We start from the raw sequence: 19,271 nt of genomic DNA, 5'->3' as shown, positions 1-19,271 counted from the left end.
CCCCCCCGTCGTCGTCGGCGCCTTCCAAGACGCCGTCCCAGAGCGACACCACTGGAACCCCTCTGGATTGGGCGATGGCGGAGCTCGAAGCTGGGGCGTCTATGACCGCCGTCACCGCCGAGCTGGCGGGGAAGGACGGGCCGGCTTGTGTCACCCCTCTGGAGCCTCGCCGGTCGGCCCAACCCTTCGAAGCTCTACGCCAGCGGGCGGAGAGCCTGGGCAATCCGCCGGCGCTGCTGGTGACCCTAGGGCCGGCGCGGGATCATCGGGCTAGACTCGGCTTCGCCGCCAACTTCCTCGCCGCCGGAGGCTTTCGTACCGAAGAAAGCGGGCCGGTGGAGTCCCCGGAGGAGGCCGTGCGGGCGCTCGAGACCGCAGAGGCGAAGCTGGTGGTCCTATGCGGCAGTGATCGCGGATACGAGCAATATGCCGAGGCGACCGCCGGCGCTCTGGCCGAGGCTGGGGCCGGGCCGATCCTGCTGGCGGGCAAGGGCGGTGAACGGGAGCCGGCATTGCGAGCTGCCGGCGTCGACCTCTTCATTCACCTGGGGTGCAACGTCCTGGAAATCTTGGAGCAGCTGCTGGACGCCGAGGAGGACCGAGCATGAGCACCATTCCCAATTACTCCCGGGTACCCCTCGAGGCTGCCAGCGAGACGGCATCAGCCTCCTCAAAACCTGAGAGCTCGAGCCCCTGGCAGACTCCCGAGGGCGTACCCATCCGCGGCCTCTACACCGCTGCCGACCTCCAAGGCGTGGATCATCTGCACTCCATGCCGGGGAGCGCTCCCTTCGTCCGGGGGCCGTACCCGACCATGTACGTCCAGCGACCCTGGACCATTCGCCAATACGCCGGTTTCAGCACCGCGGAGGAATCCAACGCCTTCTATCGCCGGAACCTGGCGGCAGGGCAGATGGGGCTGTCTATCGCCTTCGATCTGGCCACCCACCGAGGCTACGACTCGGATCATCCGCGGGTGGTGGGGGATGTGGGCATGGCCGGGGTGGCCATCGACTCGATCCTCGACATGCGCATCCTCTTCGACGGCATCCCGCTGGACCGCATGAGCGTCTCCATGACCATGAACGGAGCGGTGCTACCGGTGATGGCTCTGTACATCGTGGCCGCCGAGGAGCAGGGGGTGAAGCCGGAGCAGCTCACCGGCACCATCCAGAACGACATCCTCAAAGAATTCATGGTGCGCAACACCTACATCTACCCGCCCCAGCCGTCCATGCGCATCATCGCCGACATCTTCGGCTACACCTCCCGGGAGATGCCCCGCTTCAACTCCATCAGCGTCTCGGGCTACCACATGCAGGAGGCCGGGGCGACGGCGGATCTGGAGCTCGGCTACACCTTGGCGGACGGCGTCGAATACGTGCGCACCGGGCTAGCGGCGGGCCTCGACGTGGACTCCTTCGCGCCGCGCATCTCCTTCTTCTTCGGCATCGGCATGAACTACTTCATGGAGGTGGCCAAGCTGCGAGCGGCGCGGCTGCTGTGGGCGGAGCTGATGCAGGGCTTCGAGCCGAAGAATCCCAAGTCCATGATGCTGCGCACCCACTGCCAGACCTCCGGCTGGAGCCTCACCGCCCAGGACGTGTACAACAACGTCGCCCGCACCTGCGTCGAGGCCATGGCGGCGGTCCACGGCCAGACCCAAAGCCTGCACACCAACGCTCTGGACGAAGCCCTGGCGCTGCCCTCCGACGCCTCCGCCCGGCTCGCCCGGAACACCCAGCTCTTCCTCCAGCGGGAGACCGACACCTGCCGGTCCATCGACCCTTGGGGCGGCAGCTACTATGTCGAGTGGCTGACCCATGAGCTGGCGGAGAAGGCCCGGGAGCATCTGCGGGAGATCGATGAGCTCGGCGGCATGGCCCAGGCCATCGAGAGCGGCCTGCCCAAGATGCGCATCGAGGAGTCGGCGGCCCGGGCCCAGGCGCGCATCGACTCCGGCCGCCAGACCATCGTCGGGGTGAACAAATACCGCCTGGCGGAGGACGAGCCGCCGGAGGTCTTGAAGGTGGACAACAGCGCTGTGCGCCGGGCGCAGATCGCCCGCCTGGAGCAGCTGCGCAGCGAACGCGACGGCCGCAAGGTAGAGGAGACCTTGAAGGCCCTCACCCGCTGCGCCCAGAGCGGCGAAGGCAATCTGCTGGAACTGGCGGTGGACGCCGCCCGGGCGCGGGCCACGGTGGGGGAGATCAGCGACGCTCTGGAACAGGTCTTCGGCCGCCACCGGGCGACGGTGCGCACGGTGACCGGCGTCTACAGCGGCGAGGTCGGAGAGGAGGCGGCGGCTTTGCAGAACGTGCGTCAACGGGTGGAGGATTTCGCCCGCGAGGAAGGCCGCCGCCCGCGGCTGCTGGTGGCCAAGATGGGGCAGGACGGCCACGACCGCGGCCAAAAGGTCATCGCCACTGCCTTCGCGGACCTGGGCTTCGACGTCGACATCGGCCCCCTCTTCCAAACCCCGGAGGAGACCGCCCGTCAGGCAGTGGAGAACGACGTCCACGTGGTGGGCGCCAGCTCCCTCGCCGCCGGCCATCTGACCCTGGTGCCCCAGCTGCGGGACGCCCTCGCCGAGCTGGGCCGCGACGACATCATGATCGTGGTTGGCGGGGTGGTGCCGGAGCAGGACTACCAGGCCCTCTACGACGCCGGCGTCGCCGCCATCTACGGCCCCGGCACGGTGATTTCCGAGGCGGCGTTGGAGCTGGTGAAGGAGCTGGCCGGGCGCCTTGGCCACGGTCGGTGAAGGCGCTTGGAATGGGCTGTGCATGAATTCTAGGCGACAGAACGAGAAGTCTGCACGAGACGAAGTACCTTCGATCTTCTTCAGAAAGCGATGCCATGACCTACGACCCTGCCAACGATTCCGAAATCCAACCAGCCCTCCTCGATCCCGCCGGCGAGTACGACACGCCTCAGGCTCTGCTGGAGGATGATTCCCTTCGCAAGGAGCAGAAGGTCGCCATCCTGCGCCGTTGGGCCTACGACGCCAACGAGCTGTCGGTAGCGGCGGAGGAGGGGATGGGCGGCGGCGAGCCTGCGATGCTGCAACGGGTTCTCGATGCCCTCAACGCCCTCGGCGCCGAACCCACTATGACCGCTGCTGCCCCCACCAAACAGGGCGGCACCTGAGGAGGCTTGGTCCCAGGCTGCGGTCCAGCCCCCCTGCGACGCGAGAGCCTCCGATTTGCGCTCCTAGAGCGTCGTGGCAGGGAAGAATCGTGCTAGTTTAAATATGTGGATGCAAAAAGGCGCACGCTCGTCGCCGAGGCGCATTCCGGCCGGTGGTGGATCGCCTCGGCTTTCTGGCTGGTGTTGCTGACAGCAGCGGCCCCAACTTCCTTCGCTCAGCCTATCCAGCCCTTCTGGGATCCCGGCACCACCCAGGTGCCCCTGGCAGGGCCGGAACCCGATCAGCTCACCGTCACCTCTTCCGCTCTTTTCTTTGCGGCGACTACCCCCGGCGCCGGCCGGGCCCTTTGGGTCAGTGACGGAACCGCCGCGGGGACCCACCTGCTGCGGGATACGGTCTCCGAGCTTACCTTCGCCTCGTCCAATCTCCTCACCGCCTCCGGCTCGCGGCTTTTCTTTTCTTTGTCCCTGCCCGGCTATGGCCGCGAGCTGTGGACCACCGACGGCTCTGCCGAAGGCACGGGGCCGGTGGCGGATCTCTGTCCCGGGGCCTGCGGGGACATCGCGGAGATGGCGCCGCTGGCGGGGGAGCGGGTGGTCCTGGCTCAAGGGCTGGATTTCAGATTTCCGGCAGTGTGGGTCAGCGATGGAACGGGCGAGGGCACGAAGCCCTTGATCCCGACCTTGCCGGGGGACGACGGCGTGGTGCCCTGGAACCTGGTTTCCGCCGGGGATCGAGTCTTCTTCATCGCCCTCTACGGTGCTCTCGATCCGGAAGCTCGGCGCCGGCTCTTCGTGACCGACGGGACTCCGGAAGGGACCTTCCCGCTCACCGGGGACGACGTGGAGGTTCTGGCGATAGCGCCCCGGGGAGAAGAGGTGCTCTTCCTCTCCATCACTCCGGCTCTGGGGCTGGCCTGGTGGCGTAGCGATGGAACGGCGGCGGGCACCGAGGCCCTCGTCCCGCTGGCGGGGCACGACTTGGAATTTCCCCGATGGACCGTACGCGGCTTCCTGGAAACCCCTGCCGGCACGATCCTCTCGGTCTTCGAGCCTTCCCCCGCCAGCGACCCTGCCGGCATCGGCCGCTGCACTCTCTGGCAGAGCGACGGTACCGCTCAGGGCACCCGCCGATGGGTGGATCTCTCCGCCTTGGATTCTTTCACGACGGCCTTCGCCGAGCTCTGCCCCGCTGATCTCGTGGCTGCTGGGAGCGAGATCTTCTTCGCCTTCGTAGGGGGAAGCTACGGCCGCGAGCTGTGGGTCACCGACGGAACGGTGGGCGGTACCCGGGTGCTGGACCGCCACCCCGGGCCGCCCGGGAGCGATTTCTTCGGCCTCCAGGGCTTAGGGGAGGAGGTCTATTTCTTGGGCCCCGTGGGGGCGAGCACCAGCAGCGACCGTCCCTTGGCGCTCTGGCGCAGCGACGGCACGCTGGGAGGCACGGCTCCGCTGGTGATCTTCGGCTCTCGGCGCCGTGCCGACTTCGGCGACGGGCTGGTGACCTTCGAGGAGCGACTCTACTTCTCGGCGGCGCAGGAGACGGGGCGGTCCGGGCTGTGGACCAGCGACGGCACCGCGGCGGGAACTTTCCAGGTCTCGGGCCTCGGGGACCCGGTCTCCGTCCCCGGCGCACTGACGGCCGCCGCCGCGGCCCAGGCCGCGTACTTCGTCAGCGATGACGCCGCCGGGGTGGCCAGCCTGTGGCGTACCGACGGCACCGCCGAGGGAACCAGCGCGGTCTATATTCCCCCGCCCGGGCTGGCGAATCGGCCCTGGATCGACATCGTGACCGCCGGCGACCAGGTCTTCTTCCAACGATTCGACGAGTTCGGGCACCTCCGCCTGTGGGTCAGTGACGGCACGGCTGGAGGAACCCGCCCGGTGGACAGCGATGTAGAGCCCTTCGGCCTCGCCGCCGGTGGCCCGGGAGTCTGCTTCTCCGGCAGGACGGCGATGACCGGCCTGGAACCCTGGTGCAGCGACGGCACCGCCGCTGGAACCGTGTTGCTGCGGGACATCGCGCCGGGGGAGGACGGTGGTCCAACCCCCGGTCCGCGCTCTTCCTTGCCCGGGGGATGGGTCCCGGTGGGGGAGCGGATGCTCTTCCAGGCTACCGGGCCGACGGTGGGGCGCGAGCTCTGGGAGACCGACGGCACACCGGCGGGAACGCGACTGGTGGGCGACCTGCGGGTGGGACCGGCGGATTCTGAGGTTCTGGGCCTGGCGGCCGTGGGCCCCCAGCGGGCGTTCTTTGTCGGCCGGGCTCCCTTTGGCAGAACCATCGGGGGCTACTGGATCTGGGCGCTGGGACGTCAGTCCTCCAGAATATTCCGTGCCAGGCCCCTCATTCCCCTGGGTTTGGAGGATGTTGTCGAGGCCTCCGGTGCTCATTTCCGCGCTCGGTACTTTGCAGCGGTCGTAGGCCGCGACACGGTTGAACTTTGGCGCAGCGCTGGATCGGCCGCCTCCACCGACCTGCTGGCGCGCATTCCCACCGCTTCCACGGTGGCTCTCCCTCTCGAGATGACCGTCGTGGGCAACGATCTCTACTTCGTAATCCGCGAGCTCGGGGCCGGTGGCGAGCTGTGGGCGACTGATGGCACGGCCGAGGGAACGCGCCGTGTTCTGGATCTGGTTCCGGGCCTCGAGGGTTCGGATCCCCACGGCCTCACGGCTCTGGGTAGCGTCCTCTTGTTCACCGCGAGTGATCGGCTCCACGGAAGTGAGCTGTGGGTCAGCGACGGCACCGCCGAGGGTACCCGGTTGGTCGCGGACCTGGAGCCGGGGCCAGGCGGTTCCTCGCCGCGACTGTTGGCGGTTCTGGAGACCGCGCAGGGGCCTCGCGTAGTGCTCTCTGCGTGGCGTAGCGATCTCGGGTTCAGCCTCTGGAGCTTCGACGGAAATGATCTGGCGTCCCGCCACTGCGAAGCGCGTGCTGACCGCATTTGTCTGGGAGGGGGCCGTTTTGAGCTGCTCGCCGACTGGCGTGATCCGAGGACCGGCTCCGGCGGTCGGGCGCGGGACGGTGGAGGCGGCGAGACAGCAGGAGCCTTTTGGTTCTCCGAGGACGACAATCTCGAAGTGCCGGTCAAGATCCTCAACGGCAGCGGTGTCAATGGCCAGAGCTGGCTCTTCTACAGCACGCTTACGCACCTTCCCTTCTGGCTTAGCGTGGCTGATCTGCAAACCGGGCGTGACAAGACCTACACTCACGCTTTTCGCGACCTGTGCGGGGAAGCGGATCTTCACGCCTTCCCCTGGCACGAAGGGGAGGTGCCGCCTGCGGAACCTCAGCCCGAGAGTTACCGGGAACCCTCCGGGGTCTCCACCGCGACGCCGACCCCAGTGGAAGCAGGGCTTTGCAGCGACGACCCTACAGCCTTGTGCTATCTCGGAGGAAGATTTCGGGCCCGGGTGAGCTGGCGCGATCCACGGCCCCCGGGCCGGGAAGGCGTCGGAAAGCCCACCGCTCGGGACGGTCGCACCGGATCCTTCTGGTTCTTCCAGCCGAGCAACCCGGAGCTCTATCTCAAGATTCTCGACGGCAGCGCCATCAACCGGAAGTACTGGGTGTTTTTTGCCCCTCTGACCGACCTGGGGGTCCAGCTCGCGATTACCGATACGCGGGTCGGGAATACGGTCTTCTATCACAAGGCATCGGGAGAGCTGTGCGGAAGAGCGGATACAAGAATCTTTCGTGCCCTGCCGTAGCAGCTTCCTTCGGTCTGTTGACAGCGTTCCGGTAGACAATCGAGTTATGCTGTAATAGCATGCGAGCATGAAGGAAAATTCGTGGCGGCAGTTTCGCCCCTGGTCGGTTCTGCGGCCGTTCTTTGGGCTCTCGACGCTTCTCGTTCTCGCCGGCGCCTTTGGGCCTTCAGCGCTTGTTGAAGCTCGAGTCTCCGAGGACCCCGAGCTGGTAGAAGACCTCAGCCCGGGCTTGACGGTGCACCATTCCTCACCGGGTACCTACGGGGTCAGTTCCGAGAGCCTGTTCTTCTGGTCGGTGGACCCAGTCCACGGCAGACAATTGTGGAGTACCGACGGCACGGAGGATGGCACCGAGATTCTTCGCCACATCGGTCCAACGCTCTTCGGGCCGAACCCCCAGTCGCTGATCATGTCCGGCGAAAGAGCTTACTTTCGCGCCGACGAGGAGACACGGGGAGTTGAATTGTGGACCTCCGATGGCTCTCCGGGAGGGACGATCCCTCTGACCGATGGGTGTAGCGGCGCTTGCTTTATTGCTCCCGCCGGTCTGGCGCCTCTTCCCGGTCAACGCGTGTTGTTCCGTTTCGTCACGGGCCTCGACGCTGATTCGTTGTGGACCAGCGATGGAACAGTAGAGGGGACCTCGAGGCTTTTTGCCCCGGACGACGAGACACAGCCTACTGGCATCGCCGAGATGACCTCCGCCGGCCTCCGGACCTTCTTTGCCGCTCGGGCTCCTGGGCCACCGGACAGCGAGATCCATCGAGATCTTTGGGTCAGCGATGGAACCCCATCGAACACCCGGGCGTTGACCGGCTGGGGTTCTTCTGGGGAAGGAGCCGGTACTCGGAGCTTGATGCAGCTGGGGGCTGATGTCCTCTTTTTGGCGGCGCCGGACGCCGATGGGGTCGAGCTGTGGAGGAGCGATGGAACCGTCGCTGGGACCCGCAGTGTGATGGTACTCGGGGCGGACTTGGAACCTGCCGAGGCTTGGCAGGTTGCCGGAGCCGTAGAAGCGGCCGGCGAAGCTCTTTTCACGCTCTACCTGCCCGGTGAGCCGTGCAGCTTGTGGGCCTCCGATGGCACCGCGGCAGGCACTCGGCGCATCGCGGAGCTGCCCCCTGAGCCCGGAGCGCACTTGCCGGGTGCAGCCTTCGAGTGCCCGCAAGAGATCGTCAAAACCGATGTAGGAATCTTCTTCATAGGCCTTGGGTTGGCCACCGGACAGGAGCTCTGGGTCAGCGACGGAACGGCTGCGGGAACTCGTCAGGTTCGTGACCCGACGCCCAGGGGTTCGTGGGAGTTCCTCGGTTCGATGGTCGAGTTCGACGGCCGCTTGTACTTTCTCGGCAGCGAGAATGAAGTGGTTGCGGGATCAGTCCCTGGACCTGAGGGGCTGTGGACCAGCGACGGTACCGATCAGGGGACGGTACCGGTGGTCCTCTTCGAGGAGGACATCAGTACGCTTTTCTCCGCTGGGGGCATCGGGATCTTCCAAGATCGAATGTACTTCCGAGGCGCTGATTCCGAAACCGGTCGTGAGCTCTGGGTCAGTGATGGCACCACCGAAGGAACCCGTCAGCTGAACAACGGAGCTCCCGACGTGCAGTCGACGGTCTTTGGAGAGCTCCATGCACAGGAGCAGCGCTTCTTCTTCAACGCTACGCAAGCGGACGGAGAGCCGGCCCTCTGGGCTAGTGACGGGACTACCGCTGGGACCGAATCTCTGCTGGTTCATCCGGATTCCTCCGACCGCTTCATGGCTGAAGAGCTGACCTCTATCGGCGATCGTCTCTATTTCCGTCGCACCGAGGCGGAAACTCCTCGGTCTCAGTCGTTGTGGACCTCCGACGGTACTGTCGCCGGGACCCAGCGGTTGTTCACCGGAGAGCGGGTCGACAATCTTGGGGTGTTTGGAAGTCGGCTGTGTTTTTCCGGTCAGACCGAAGACCATGGGCAGGAGCCCTGGTGTACCGACGGCAGTGTGGAGGGAACACGGCTACTTCGAGATCTCAGACCCGGGACCGACCAGAGTGGCAATCCCCCGTCTTCCTTTCCGCGCGAGTGGCTCCAGGTGGGAGATCGCCTCTTCTTCGAGGCGATCGATGAGGACTTCAGGGTAGAGCTCTGGGTCAGCGACGGCACTCGAGCCGGGACTCAGCCGCTGATAGACCTAGTCTCCGTGGATCTCGACCAAATCGCTCCGATTCTCTTGACTGCGGTGGAGAAGGACGCCTACTTCTTCTCACGAGGCCCCCTCACTGTTCCCGGATCCGGTTCCGCGGTGTGGCTTTGGAGGATCGATGGGGAGACCCTGGCCGTGACGCCGATCCGGGAGGTCGCACACCCCGGAGCCGTGCCTCGGTTTGGCGAGACGGTAGGGTTCCGTGGGCGCTTCATCTTCTCCCTCACAGACGCTACGGGACCGAGGCTGATGCGCAGCGACGGCACCGATGCCGGCACCTTGCCTCTCCTGGAGATCGACGCCTCACCTTTCGGCTCGTTGCCTCAGGAGCTGACTGTGGTGGGCAATGATCTTTTCTTCGTTCTACAAGACAACGAGGGGGGAGAGGAGCTCTGGGCGACGGATGGGACTCCCGAGGGAACGCGCCGCGTGTCGAATCTGCTGCCGGGTTCCGATTCCTCTCAGCCCTACAGCCTCACCAGGGTGGGCAGTGCCCTCCTGTTCGCCGCCACCGACGGCGTTCACGGCTTCGAGCCCTGGATCAGCGATGGCACCGCCGAGGGGACGCAGATGGTCGCCGATCTTCATCCCGGTCCCGGCAGCTCGCTCCCCGGCAGTTTCGCCGTGGTGGGGGAGCGGGGCTACTTCGATGCCTGGACGGACGAGACCGGCCGAGAGCTTTGGTCGCTGGACGTCAGCGAGCTCGCCAGCCGGACCTGCGAGCCCCGGGATGGCCGTTTCTGCCTCGGTGAGGGCCGTTACGAGGTGCTCCTCGACTGGCGCGACCCGCGCACCGGCGACGTCGGCCGAGCCTCCGGCGAGCCTCTCACCACCGACACCGGCCAGCTGTGGTTCTTTGACTCGGAGAATCTGGAGGTGATCACCAAGATTCTCGACGGCACGGCGGTCAATGGCTTCAGTTGGGTCTTCTATGGCTCTCTCACCGACCTGGCGTTTTGGCTCAGCGCTGTAGATCTGCACACCGGCGTCAGCAACACCTACGTGCAGAAGGATCGGGAAACCTGCGGAGGGGCGGATGTTCGAGCCTTCCCCCTGGATCCCGGCACTTCGGCATTGGTGACCGCCGAAGCGGCTCTCGGGAGCAACCCGCCGCGCTATCTGGCGGCCCCCGTCACCGGTGCCTGCGTCCCCGACGCCACCACTCTTTGCCTCTTGGGCGGCCGCTTCCAGCTGCGCCTCGAATGGAGCGATCAGCGCCGCCCGGGGCGCACCGGCGACGGCATGGCGGTGGAGGGGACGGACCAGACGGGCTACTTCTGGTTCTTCCAGGAAAGCAACCTGGAGCTGATGGTCAAGGTGCTCGACGGCCGGCCGGTGAATGGCAACTTCTGGGTCTTCTACGGCAGTCTCACCGACGTCGAGTTCACCATGACGGTGACCGACACGGTGAGCGGGGCGCAGACGACCTACCACAACGAGCCGGGTAATATCTGCGGACGGACGGACACCGCGGCCTTCGAGGGCTGAGAGTCTTGCGATCCTGCGGGGCCTTCTTCGACGATGAAGACTGTTCGCGATTGATGCTGCTGTAGCATTGTGATATTTTGTAGGAATGTGTATCTCAATTGGGTCCCGAGTCCGCGGGCTGCTTCAGCAGAGCCGTTGGAACGGTCTACTGGGCTTGCTTGCCATCCCGCTTGCCCTTGGCTTTTCGGCACAGGCACAGCCGCCGGCGGAGCCCGTCGAGGAGTTCAGCCCGACGGCATTTGCCGCCTCGTCGTGGCCTCGGCTCTTCTTCGCTGATTCCGATCGCCTCTTTTTCAGCGCTTGGGACCGAATCCACGGCAGAGAGCTTTGGGTCACGGACGGGACCTTGGCAGGAACTCGCCTCGTGCGGGATGTCGCGCCGGGACAGGCTAATTCGGATCCCTTTGGTCTTGTTCAATTGGACGAGAGCCGGATCCTGTTCTTCGCTACAGACGTGCACAACAGAATCGAGCCTTGGGTGAGTGACGGCACCGCTGCCGGGACCCGAATGTTGGCGGATTTCTGCCTTGGGACCTGCGGGGGAGTGGCGGATGCGGTTCCGCTGGGAGACGGGCGAGCTCTGCTTTTGGTGACCCCGGACGAAGCTTTCCAGGGGTTTGACCTGTGGGTGACGGACGGCACTCCGGAGGGTACGACGCCGCTGCTGACACCGGAGCCCGATGAATTTCCCCAGCCCCAACAGCTGATGGCGTCGGCGGGGCGGGCGTACGTGGTGATGAAAGCCCAGGAGGGGTCGGGGCCCTTCAACAGCTTCGAGCTCTGGATCAGCGACGGCACCTCGGCAGGAACCCGCCCTCTCACCGACCTCGGCGACGCGAGAATCGATCAGCTCATGCCGTTTCAGGAGGGCGTGGCTTTCCGGGTTCTTCGGGACGGTGAGGCGGCGGAGATCTGGACCAGTGAAGGAGCTCCGGCGAATACCCGCCTGTTCATGGATTTTGCCGACCTCGATCCGTCGGCGGTTCATTGGGAGTGGCGTTGGACGGCTACCGACGACCGCGGAGGCATCTTCTTCTCCGTCGTGGAGGACCTCCAAACCTGCTCCATCTGGTATGTCGACGGCACCCAATTGGGGAGCCGGCGGTTCCTCGATGTGACCGCCGTGGCACCGCTGCCTGACTTCCCCGATGCCAGTACGCTCGCCTGCCCGAGTTCCCTGTTCTATGGGGCAAACCGTCTCTTCTTCCGCTATGAGCAAGCCGGTTTGAATGGCCGCGAGCTGTGGGTCACCGATGGCTCGGCGGCCGGAACCCAGACGCTGATCGAGTTGGGCGACGGAGATTCCGACGGGGAGACGTCGCTGCTCACGAGCTATTCAGGGCTAGTGTATTTTCTCGGTCAGCGGGTGGATACCAGCGGCCCGGAACGGCAGATCTACGACGGTCTGTGGTCCAGTGATGGCACCCCGGCGGGGACCACGAGGCTCGCCCGCTTCGAAGGTCGAGGCGCGGTGTCGTCCTCGTTCCGCCTACCCATGCTGGAATTCAAGGACCAGCTGATCAGCCCGGGGGTGGGGAGCGCTTCGGGAGTCGAGCTCTGGCGAACGGATGGGACGATTCCGGGAACGAGGCTCTGGCAGAACCTGGCGCCCGATCCGTCCGGGACCTCGGTGGAAGAGATGGTGAGCTCTGGAGATCGCCTCTTCCTGGTCGCCAGCGAGGCGACGGACCTGGGGGATGAATACGGTCTGTGGGTCAGCGACGGCACGGCGGCGGGAACTTCGCGCGTCGCACTCAGCGGAGAGACCTTCGCCGAGGACCGCCCCAGACTGCTGACGCCGACGGACTCGTCCCTTTTCTACATTCAACGAGAGAGCGAATTGTGGGCCACCGACGGTGTTGCCGGCGATGCTCGCAGGGTGGGCTCCGTGGACGCGGGGTCCGATCTACAGTTGACCGCTTTGGGCGACCGGGTCTGTTATCGGTTCGAAACGAATTTCTGGTGTAGCGACGGAACTGCGGAGGGCACAGGAGTGCTGCGCGCCCAAGGAGAGACGCTGCGCGGTCCCGGCGTGATCTTCCGCCGCGGCGACAAGCTTTGGGTTTCTTCGAGCCTGGGCTCGGACGGAAGGTCCTATGGGATCTGGGAGACCGATGGGACTGCGGAAGGGACCCGGTTCCTCTCAGAAATCAATGGCACGGTTGAGGGTCCGCAGGTCGGCGAGAGAACCGTCGTCGGCGACGAAGCCTACTTCCTCACTAGCGATGACTCTTTCTCGGGACCGTTTCTAGTTGGAAGGCTGGCTCAGGATCCATGGCGATTCGAGACCGTCGCCACTCTCGGCGAATTCGAGGGCAGCTTCTTTCACTCTCAGCAGACAGCCTTTCGGGGCCGTTTCGCCTTTTTCCTGATGTTTCGGAGCCACATTCACCTAGGCATCAGTGACGGTAGCCAGGCGGGTACGAGGATTTTGCGGAGCTTCGAGATCCCTCTCAGCCTCGACCGCTACGACCCGCAAATGACCGTCGTCGGCAACGACCTCTACTTCGTGGTCGGGACTCCGGAGCACGGCCAGGAGCTGTGGGCCACCGACGGCACGGCGGAAGGTACGCGGCTGGTGCGAGACATCGAGCCCGGCGCGGCGAGCTCCAACCCTCATTCCCTCAAAGCGGTGGGCAGCGTGCTGCTCTTCTCGGCCGGCATGGCGGAGGAAGGGGTCGAGCTGTGGAGGAGCGACGGCACCGAGGAGGGAACCCGTGTGGTGGAGGAGATCAACCCGGGTTCTCGAAGCTCGGATCCGAGGCATCTCACGCTCCTGGGCGATGATGTTTACTTCACCGCCTGGAGGGACGATCTGGGCTCCTACCTCTGGCGCCTCGACGCCTCGGATCTCAAGTCCCGCACCTGCGTTCCCCGTCCCGGGCGCCTCTGCCTGGGCGACGACCGCTACGAGGTGCTGCTCGATTGGCGGGATCCGCGGAGCGGAGAGCTCGGCCGCGCCGAGGCTCAGCCTTATAGCGGCGACACCGGTCATTTCTGGTTCTTCAATGAAGAGAACCTCGAGCTGATGGTCAAGATCCTCGACGGCGGTCCGGTGAACGGCTACGGCTGGGTTTTCTACGGCTCGCTCACCGACCTGGCATTCTGGCTCAGCGCGGTGGACCTGGAGACCGGCCTCAGCAACACCTACGTGCAGAGAGAGCGGGAGACCTGCGGCGGCGCCGACGTGAGGGCCTTTCCCCTCGATGGAAGCCTGAGCGACCTCAGTCCTCCGGTCCCCGTCGCCGGTCCCACAGCTCTGATTTCTCGAACGCAACCGCCGCGTTATCTCGCAGCGCCGACGACGGGTGCGTGCACCCCCGACGCCACCACCCTTTGTCTCCTGGACGGCCGTTTTCAGCTGAGCCTTGAATGGAGCGATCAGCGGCGCCCGGGGCGCACCGGCGACGGCATGGCGGTGGAGGGTACGGACCAGGCGGGCTACTTCTGGTTCTTCCAGCCCAGCAACCTGGAGTTGATGGTCAAGGTCCTCGACGGCCGGCCGGTGAACGGCAACTTCTGGGTCTTCTACGGCAGCCTCACCGATGTCGAGTTCACCATGACCGTCACCGACACCATGACCGGAGCGGAGACGATTTACCACAACGAGCCCGGCAATATCTGCGGGCGAACGGATACGGCGGCTTTCTAAACTCGAGGAGCGTGGCAAAGGATTCCTCGCCCGAGACGGCTCCCTTCAACAGCTTAGGAATAGACGAGAGGCAGGTAGAGAATGTTTGGAGACAACCACCCTCGGGGTAAAGGTGCACGCTGTCTTTGGATGGTCGGTCTTTTCCTCGCTTTGGTAGGTGCCGGCGCCCTGATGGCGGCGGAGGTCGAGCAGGCCTGGGACTTCGATCTCGGATTCCAACGCAACTCGTCGACGCCGAGAAACTTCGCGGTAACCCCTTCGGCTCTCTATTTTGTTGCCGAGAACCACGGAGTGGAGCGAGAGATCTGGATGGTTCCGCAGGGAGGAGGCCCTCTGACCTTGCTCCGGGACCTGGAGCCGGAAGGCGGCGCCGAGCTCTACCCGGCGATCGAGTACTCAGACCTCGTCGCCTCAGGCGACCGAATCTTCTTCTCCCGCACGGGACGAGTCGCCGGCTGCCGGGTGTGGACCAGCAACGGAACGGCCTCAGGCACTCTTCCAGTGGCGGACCTATGCGGTGTTCTCGGCCCTCTTCCCGATGAACGAGCGCTGCTTTACGACACCCTCGACAAGGACCTTTGGGTCAGCGACGGTACGCGGGAAGGCACCGCGAAGCTGGAGATCGCCGGCCCGGACGGGGACCTCCTCGACGAGCCGGTGAGTGCCGGAGCGAACCTCTTCTTCACCGCCGGACCCTTTCCCGGTGTCCCCTCACCGGACCTGACCGACCTTTGGGTGAGCGACGGCAGCGAAGCCGGCACGTTCTCGATCACCGCCTTTCGGGCGGCGGAGGAGAACGCTGAACCCGCTCACCTGCAGTCATCCGGCAGCGAGCTTTTCTTCTTCACAACCCTCGAAGAGCGACCGATCGGGATTTGGAAGAGTGACGGTACGGAAGGAGGCACGGTACAGCTCGGCTCGTTCCTCGGCTCGGGGCTTGGGGACGAAGCTCGGGTCGTAGCCACGGCGCCCAGCGACTTCGGGATGATCTTCGCTCTTGAGGATCCCGGCAACTCCTGCTCGCTGTGGCGCAGCGACGGGAGCTCAGCTGGAACCTACCGGATCCTGGAGTACTCTGTCGGGTTGGGGGGCTACGGTTGCGTGGCGGAGATGGTTGATACCGCCGCCGGGCTCTTCTTCTCGATCCCGCTGACGAGAGGAGAAATCTCCTCCACTCAGCTTTGGGCCACCGACGGTTCCTCCGTCGGTGGAACCCGGTTGTTGCGCGAATGGTCGGGGATCGACCACCGGCTCTACGCCCTGATGCCGTTCGACGACAAGCTGCTCTTCATCGCCCGTCAGGGCCGGGTGGACGGGTCGGATCCTCAGCTGGAGCCCTTCACTCTGTGGACCAGTGACGGTACCGTGCCGGCGACGCAACCGGTGATCCAGTTCGGCAGTCAGGAACTCCCCGGTTGCTCGCCAGACGAGCCGCCCCTCACGGTGTTTGACTCGTTGCTCTACTACTGCGCGACCGATGAGCAGGGATCCGAGTTGCGGGGGATGGACGGCGGGAACCTCGGCATTCGCTTCGTCGCCAACCTGGCGCCGGATATCCGGTCTCTGGCCTTCGACTACCTCGACGACGTGTCTTCGGCCTTTCCGTTGGTGGCTCCGGCCAGTAGCGATACTCAGATTTTCTTTGTCACCAGCGACCGAGGGCTGGGACAGCGTCTGTGGGGCTTCGACGAGACCACCGGCCAGGTGGAGGAGCTGGCGAATTCGTCGGTCGAGCCGGACGGGCTCGACTTCGCCGAGGTGGTGGCCACGCCGGAGCGCGCGTTCTTCAAGACCCATCCGGTGGATATCGGGGCCACGCGGTTCTGGGTCAGTGACGGCACCGCCGCCGGGACCCGGTCCATCACCAGCGCTCCGGAGGATCTGTGGTCCCTTGAACCGTTCGGCGATGGCGTCTGCTTCTCCGGCTCTACCAGAGACGGCACGGAGAACGAGCTCTGGTGTAGCGACGGGACCGAGGCGGGGACGCGGCCGCTGGGGGATTTATTTCCACCGTCGGACATCTACTTGGATCATCTGACCCAGTTTCAGGACCGACTGCTCTTCACCGTCCGATCCCTCACGGGAGCGACTGAGCTATGGCTGAGCGACGGGACAGCGGCAGGCACCCGCATCTTGGCGAGTGACTTCCGGGGTGGGGTCGATGAAGCCCTGCAGCTCTTCACCCAAATTGGCGACGACCTCTTCTTCTTGGGTGGCCCGCCGGAAGGGGCGAGCGAGCCGCTGGGGCTCTGGGTGTGGCGAATCGTCGGAGATTCTTTCGTCGTCGAGCCAGTCTCTCCGGTCTTCGCGGATTCGATTCCTCAGAGCAGCGGGGCGGGGCGCATCGGATTTCGCGGGCGGTTTGTCTTCACCGCGTTGGACGACGACATGGTGCGGCTTTTCTCGAGTGACGGCACGGCGACGGGGATCCGTCAGCTGGCCCAATTCCCTCGCATCGACCAATTCCCCCGGGTCGGAAGGCTGGCCATCCGCGAGCTGACCGCGGTGGGGAATGATCTCTACTTCGTCGTCTATACGGAAGAGCTCGGCGAGGAGCTCTGGGCGACGGACGGCACGGCGGAGGGCACGCGGCTGGTGAGGGATATCGCACCCGGCGTCGCGGGCTCGATTCCCCGGCGTTTGACCGCCGCGGGCAGCACGTTGCTGTTTACCGCCAGCGACGGCGTGCACGGATTCGAGCCGTGGGCCAGTGACGGTACCACCGAGGGAACACGGCAGCTGGTCGACCTCCAGCCCGGACCGGAGAGCTCGACCCCGGCCTGGTATGAAACGGTGGGGGACCGCATCGTCTTCAACGGCTGGACCCGCGACGGTGGCGGAGATCTTTGGGCCTTTGACCTCGAAGAGGTGGGCTCTAGGTCCTGCGAGCCGCGGCCGGGGCGGTTCTGTCTCGGCGAGGGCCGCTACGAGATCCTCGCCGACTGGCGCAATCCCCGCACCGGCGAGGTCGGCCGTGCTTTCGGTGAGCCCCTCACTTCCGACACCGGCCAGCTGTGGTTCTTCGATTCGGAGAACCTGGAGGTGATCACCAAGATCCTCGATGGTGGCCCGGTGAACGGCTTCGGCTGGTTCTTCTACGGGTCTCTCACCGATCTCGGCTTCTGGCTCAGCGCGGTGGACCTGGAAACCGGCGTCAGCCGTACCTACGTGCAGAAGGAGCGGGAGACTTGCGGCGGCGCCGACGTGCGGGCCTTCCCCATGGATGTCGGCTCGGTCGCTCCCATCTCCAGCGGAGCCTCCCAGCCACCGCGCTATCTGGCGGCGCCGACGACCGGTGCCTGCGCTCCCGACGCCACCACCCTCTGCCTCCTCGATGGTCGCTTCCAGCTCCGTCTCGAGTGGAGCGATCAGCGCCGCCCGGGCCGCACCGGGGACGGCATGGCGGTGGAGGGAACGGACCAGACGGGCTACTTCTGGTTCTTCCAGGAAAGCAACCTGGAGCTGATGGTCAAGGTGCTCGACGGCCGGCCGGTGAATGGAAACTTCTGGGTCTTCTACGGCAGCCTCACCGACGTTGAGTTCACCATGACGGTGACCGACACGGTGACCGGGGCGGAGACGACGTACCACAACGAGCCGGGCAATATCTGCGGGCGGACGGATACGGCGGCGTTCGAGGGGTGATCGAGCCCCGAGGCCGTTGCATGGCGAGGCGCTTCCGTGGCAACCTCGGCGGCGATGAAGAGTGCTGATTCCAGACCTGCTGATTCCAAAGCCGCGCCGCGACGCCGGCGGTTGTCGGTGGAGGAGTATGCCGAGGGCGTGCTCTCCGGCGACCGCACCGCCTTGGGGCGGGCCATCACCCTGGTGGAAAGCCATCGGGAGGACGATTGGCAGCTGGCCCAGGAGCTGTTGACTCGGCTCCTGCCCAAAACCGGCGGCGCTCACCGCGTCGGCATCAGCGGCGTGCCGGGGGTGGGCAAGAGCACCTTCATCGACAGCCTGGGAGTGCGCCTGCTGGACAAGGAGCTGCGGGTAGCGGTGTTGGCAGTGGATCCCAGCAGCTCTCTCAGCGGCGGCAGCATCCTGGGCGACAAGACCCGCATGGAGCGGCTCGCCTCCGACCCCCGTGCTTTCATCCGGCCCTCTCCCACCTCCGGCTCCCTCGGCGGCGTAGGCCGCAAGACTCGCGAGACTCTGCTCCTGTGCGAGGCGGCGGGCTTCGACGTGGTGCTGGTGGAGACGGTGGGGGTAGGGCAGTCGGAGACGGTGGTGGCGGAGATGGTGGATTGCTTTCTGGTTCTCCTCCTCGCCGGCGCCGGTGACGAGCTGCAGGGCATCAAGCGAGGCATCCTCGAGCTGGCGGACATCCTGGCGGTGACCAAGGCCGACGGTGAGAACCGGGCTCCGGCGGAGCGGGCGCGGGCGGAGTTCGAGGGGGCGCTGCACTTCATGCGCCCCGCCTCCGAGCATTGGACCCCGCGGGTGGTCACTTGCAGCGCCCTCGAAGAGCGCGGCATCGACGAGCTCTGGGAGCTGGTTCGGGAGCATCGCCAGGTGCTGGAGAAGGCCGGCGAGCTCGAGGCCCGCCGCCGTCGTCAACAGCTACGCTGGATGTGGTCGACGGTGGAGGAGGGGCTACTCCAGCGGCTTCGCCACCATCCTGCGGTGCGGGAGCAGCTCGACGACCTCCAATCCCAGGTCACCGCCGGCCAGCTCACCCCCACCCTCGCCGCCCGCCGCCTGCTGGATCTCTTCTCCGAGTCCTGACGCCTCCTGCCTTTCCTCTCGCCCTTCCTGCATCCGGAGGGGCATTCCTCTCGGCGACTGGCCTCTCGACGACTGGCCTCTCGACGACTGGCCTCTCGACGACTGGCCTCTCTACGACCTACTTCTCGGCGACTTACTTCTCGGCGACTTACTTCTCGGCGACTGGCCTTTCGACGGCCTTTCCCTTCATGGAGTTGGTGGGCTGGCGCCCACCCTTGGGTCCGCTGCTGCGCGCCCGCGAGTAGGGTGGGCGCCAGCCCACCATCCCTTGGACTCTCTCTAGTCAGCCTCCCCCTGTGCAGCTCTGTGGAGAAGTGCTGTGGAAAAGTTTGTGGGTTAAATCTATGAATC

At 65.5% G+C, this 19,271-nt stretch carries 8 protein-coding genes; all 8 read left to right on the top strand.

What is annotated here, in order from left to right; genetic code table 11:
- Nucleotides 1-608: hypothetical protein (locus SX243_17945; protein MDY7094859.1), on the top strand; the 608-nt coding region annotated here is incomplete at its 5' end.
- Nucleotides 605-2,764, top strand: coding sequence for a methylmalonyl-CoA mutase (gene scpA / locus SX243_17940; protein ID MDY7094858.1), 2,160 nt, complete (start codon nt 605-607; stop codon nt 2,762-2,764). The genes SX243_17945 and scpA, both read left to right, overlap by 4 nt.
- Before the next feature lie 95 nt (nt 2,765-2,859).
- Nucleotides 2,860-3,150 carry a hypothetical protein gene (locus tag SX243_17935; GenBank protein ID MDY7094857.1) on the top strand — a complete coding sequence of 97 codons (291 nt, stop codon included), beginning with the start codon at nt 2,860-2,862 and terminating at the stop codon, nt 3,148-3,150.
- Between the two features lie 105 nt (nt 3,151-3,255).
- The gene (locus SX243_17930) at nt 3,256-6,864 is read left to right on the top strand and encodes a hypothetical protein (GenBank protein MDY7094856.1); all 3,609 of its coding nucleotides are present in this window, start codon (nt 3,256-3,258) and stop codon (nt 6,862-6,864) included.
- A 1,315-nt stretch (nt 6,865-8,179) separates the two neighbouring features.
- Nucleotides 8,180-10,537 carry a hypothetical protein gene (locus SX243_17925; protein MDY7094855.1) on the top strand — a complete coding sequence of 786 codons (2,358 nt, stop codon included), beginning with the start codon at nt 8,180-8,182 and terminating at the stop codon, nt 10,535-10,537.
- 85 nt (nt 10,538-10,622) lie between these two features.
- Entirely contained in the window at nt 10,623-14,189 is a 3,567-nt protein-coding gene (locus SX243_17920) for a hypothetical protein (protein MDY7094854.1), read from the top strand.
- Between the two features lie 129 nt (nt 14,190-14,318).
- Nucleotides 14,319-17,834 (top strand): hypothetical protein, encoded by a 3,516-nt coding sequence (locus SX243_17915; protein MDY7094853.1) that lies wholly within the window; start codon nt 14,319-14,321, stop codon nt 17,832-17,834.
- A 54-nt stretch (nt 17,835-17,888) separates the two neighbouring features.
- Entirely contained in the window at nt 17,889-18,920 is a 1,032-nt protein-coding gene (gene meaB, locus SX243_17910) for a methylmalonyl Co-A mutase-associated GTPase MeaB (GenBank protein MDY7094852.1), read from the top strand.
- Nucleotides 18,921-19,271: the final 351 nt, after the last annotated feature.

The organism is Acidobacteriota bacterium (genome assembly GCA_034211275.1).
In the GTDB taxonomy this organism is placed as follows: domain Bacteria; phylum Acidobacteriota; class Thermoanaerobaculia; order Multivoradales; family JAHZIX01; genus JAGQSE01.
The sequence above is the reverse complement of the archived record's forward strand: the minus strand, read 5'-3'. Positions and strand labels throughout refer to the sequence as shown.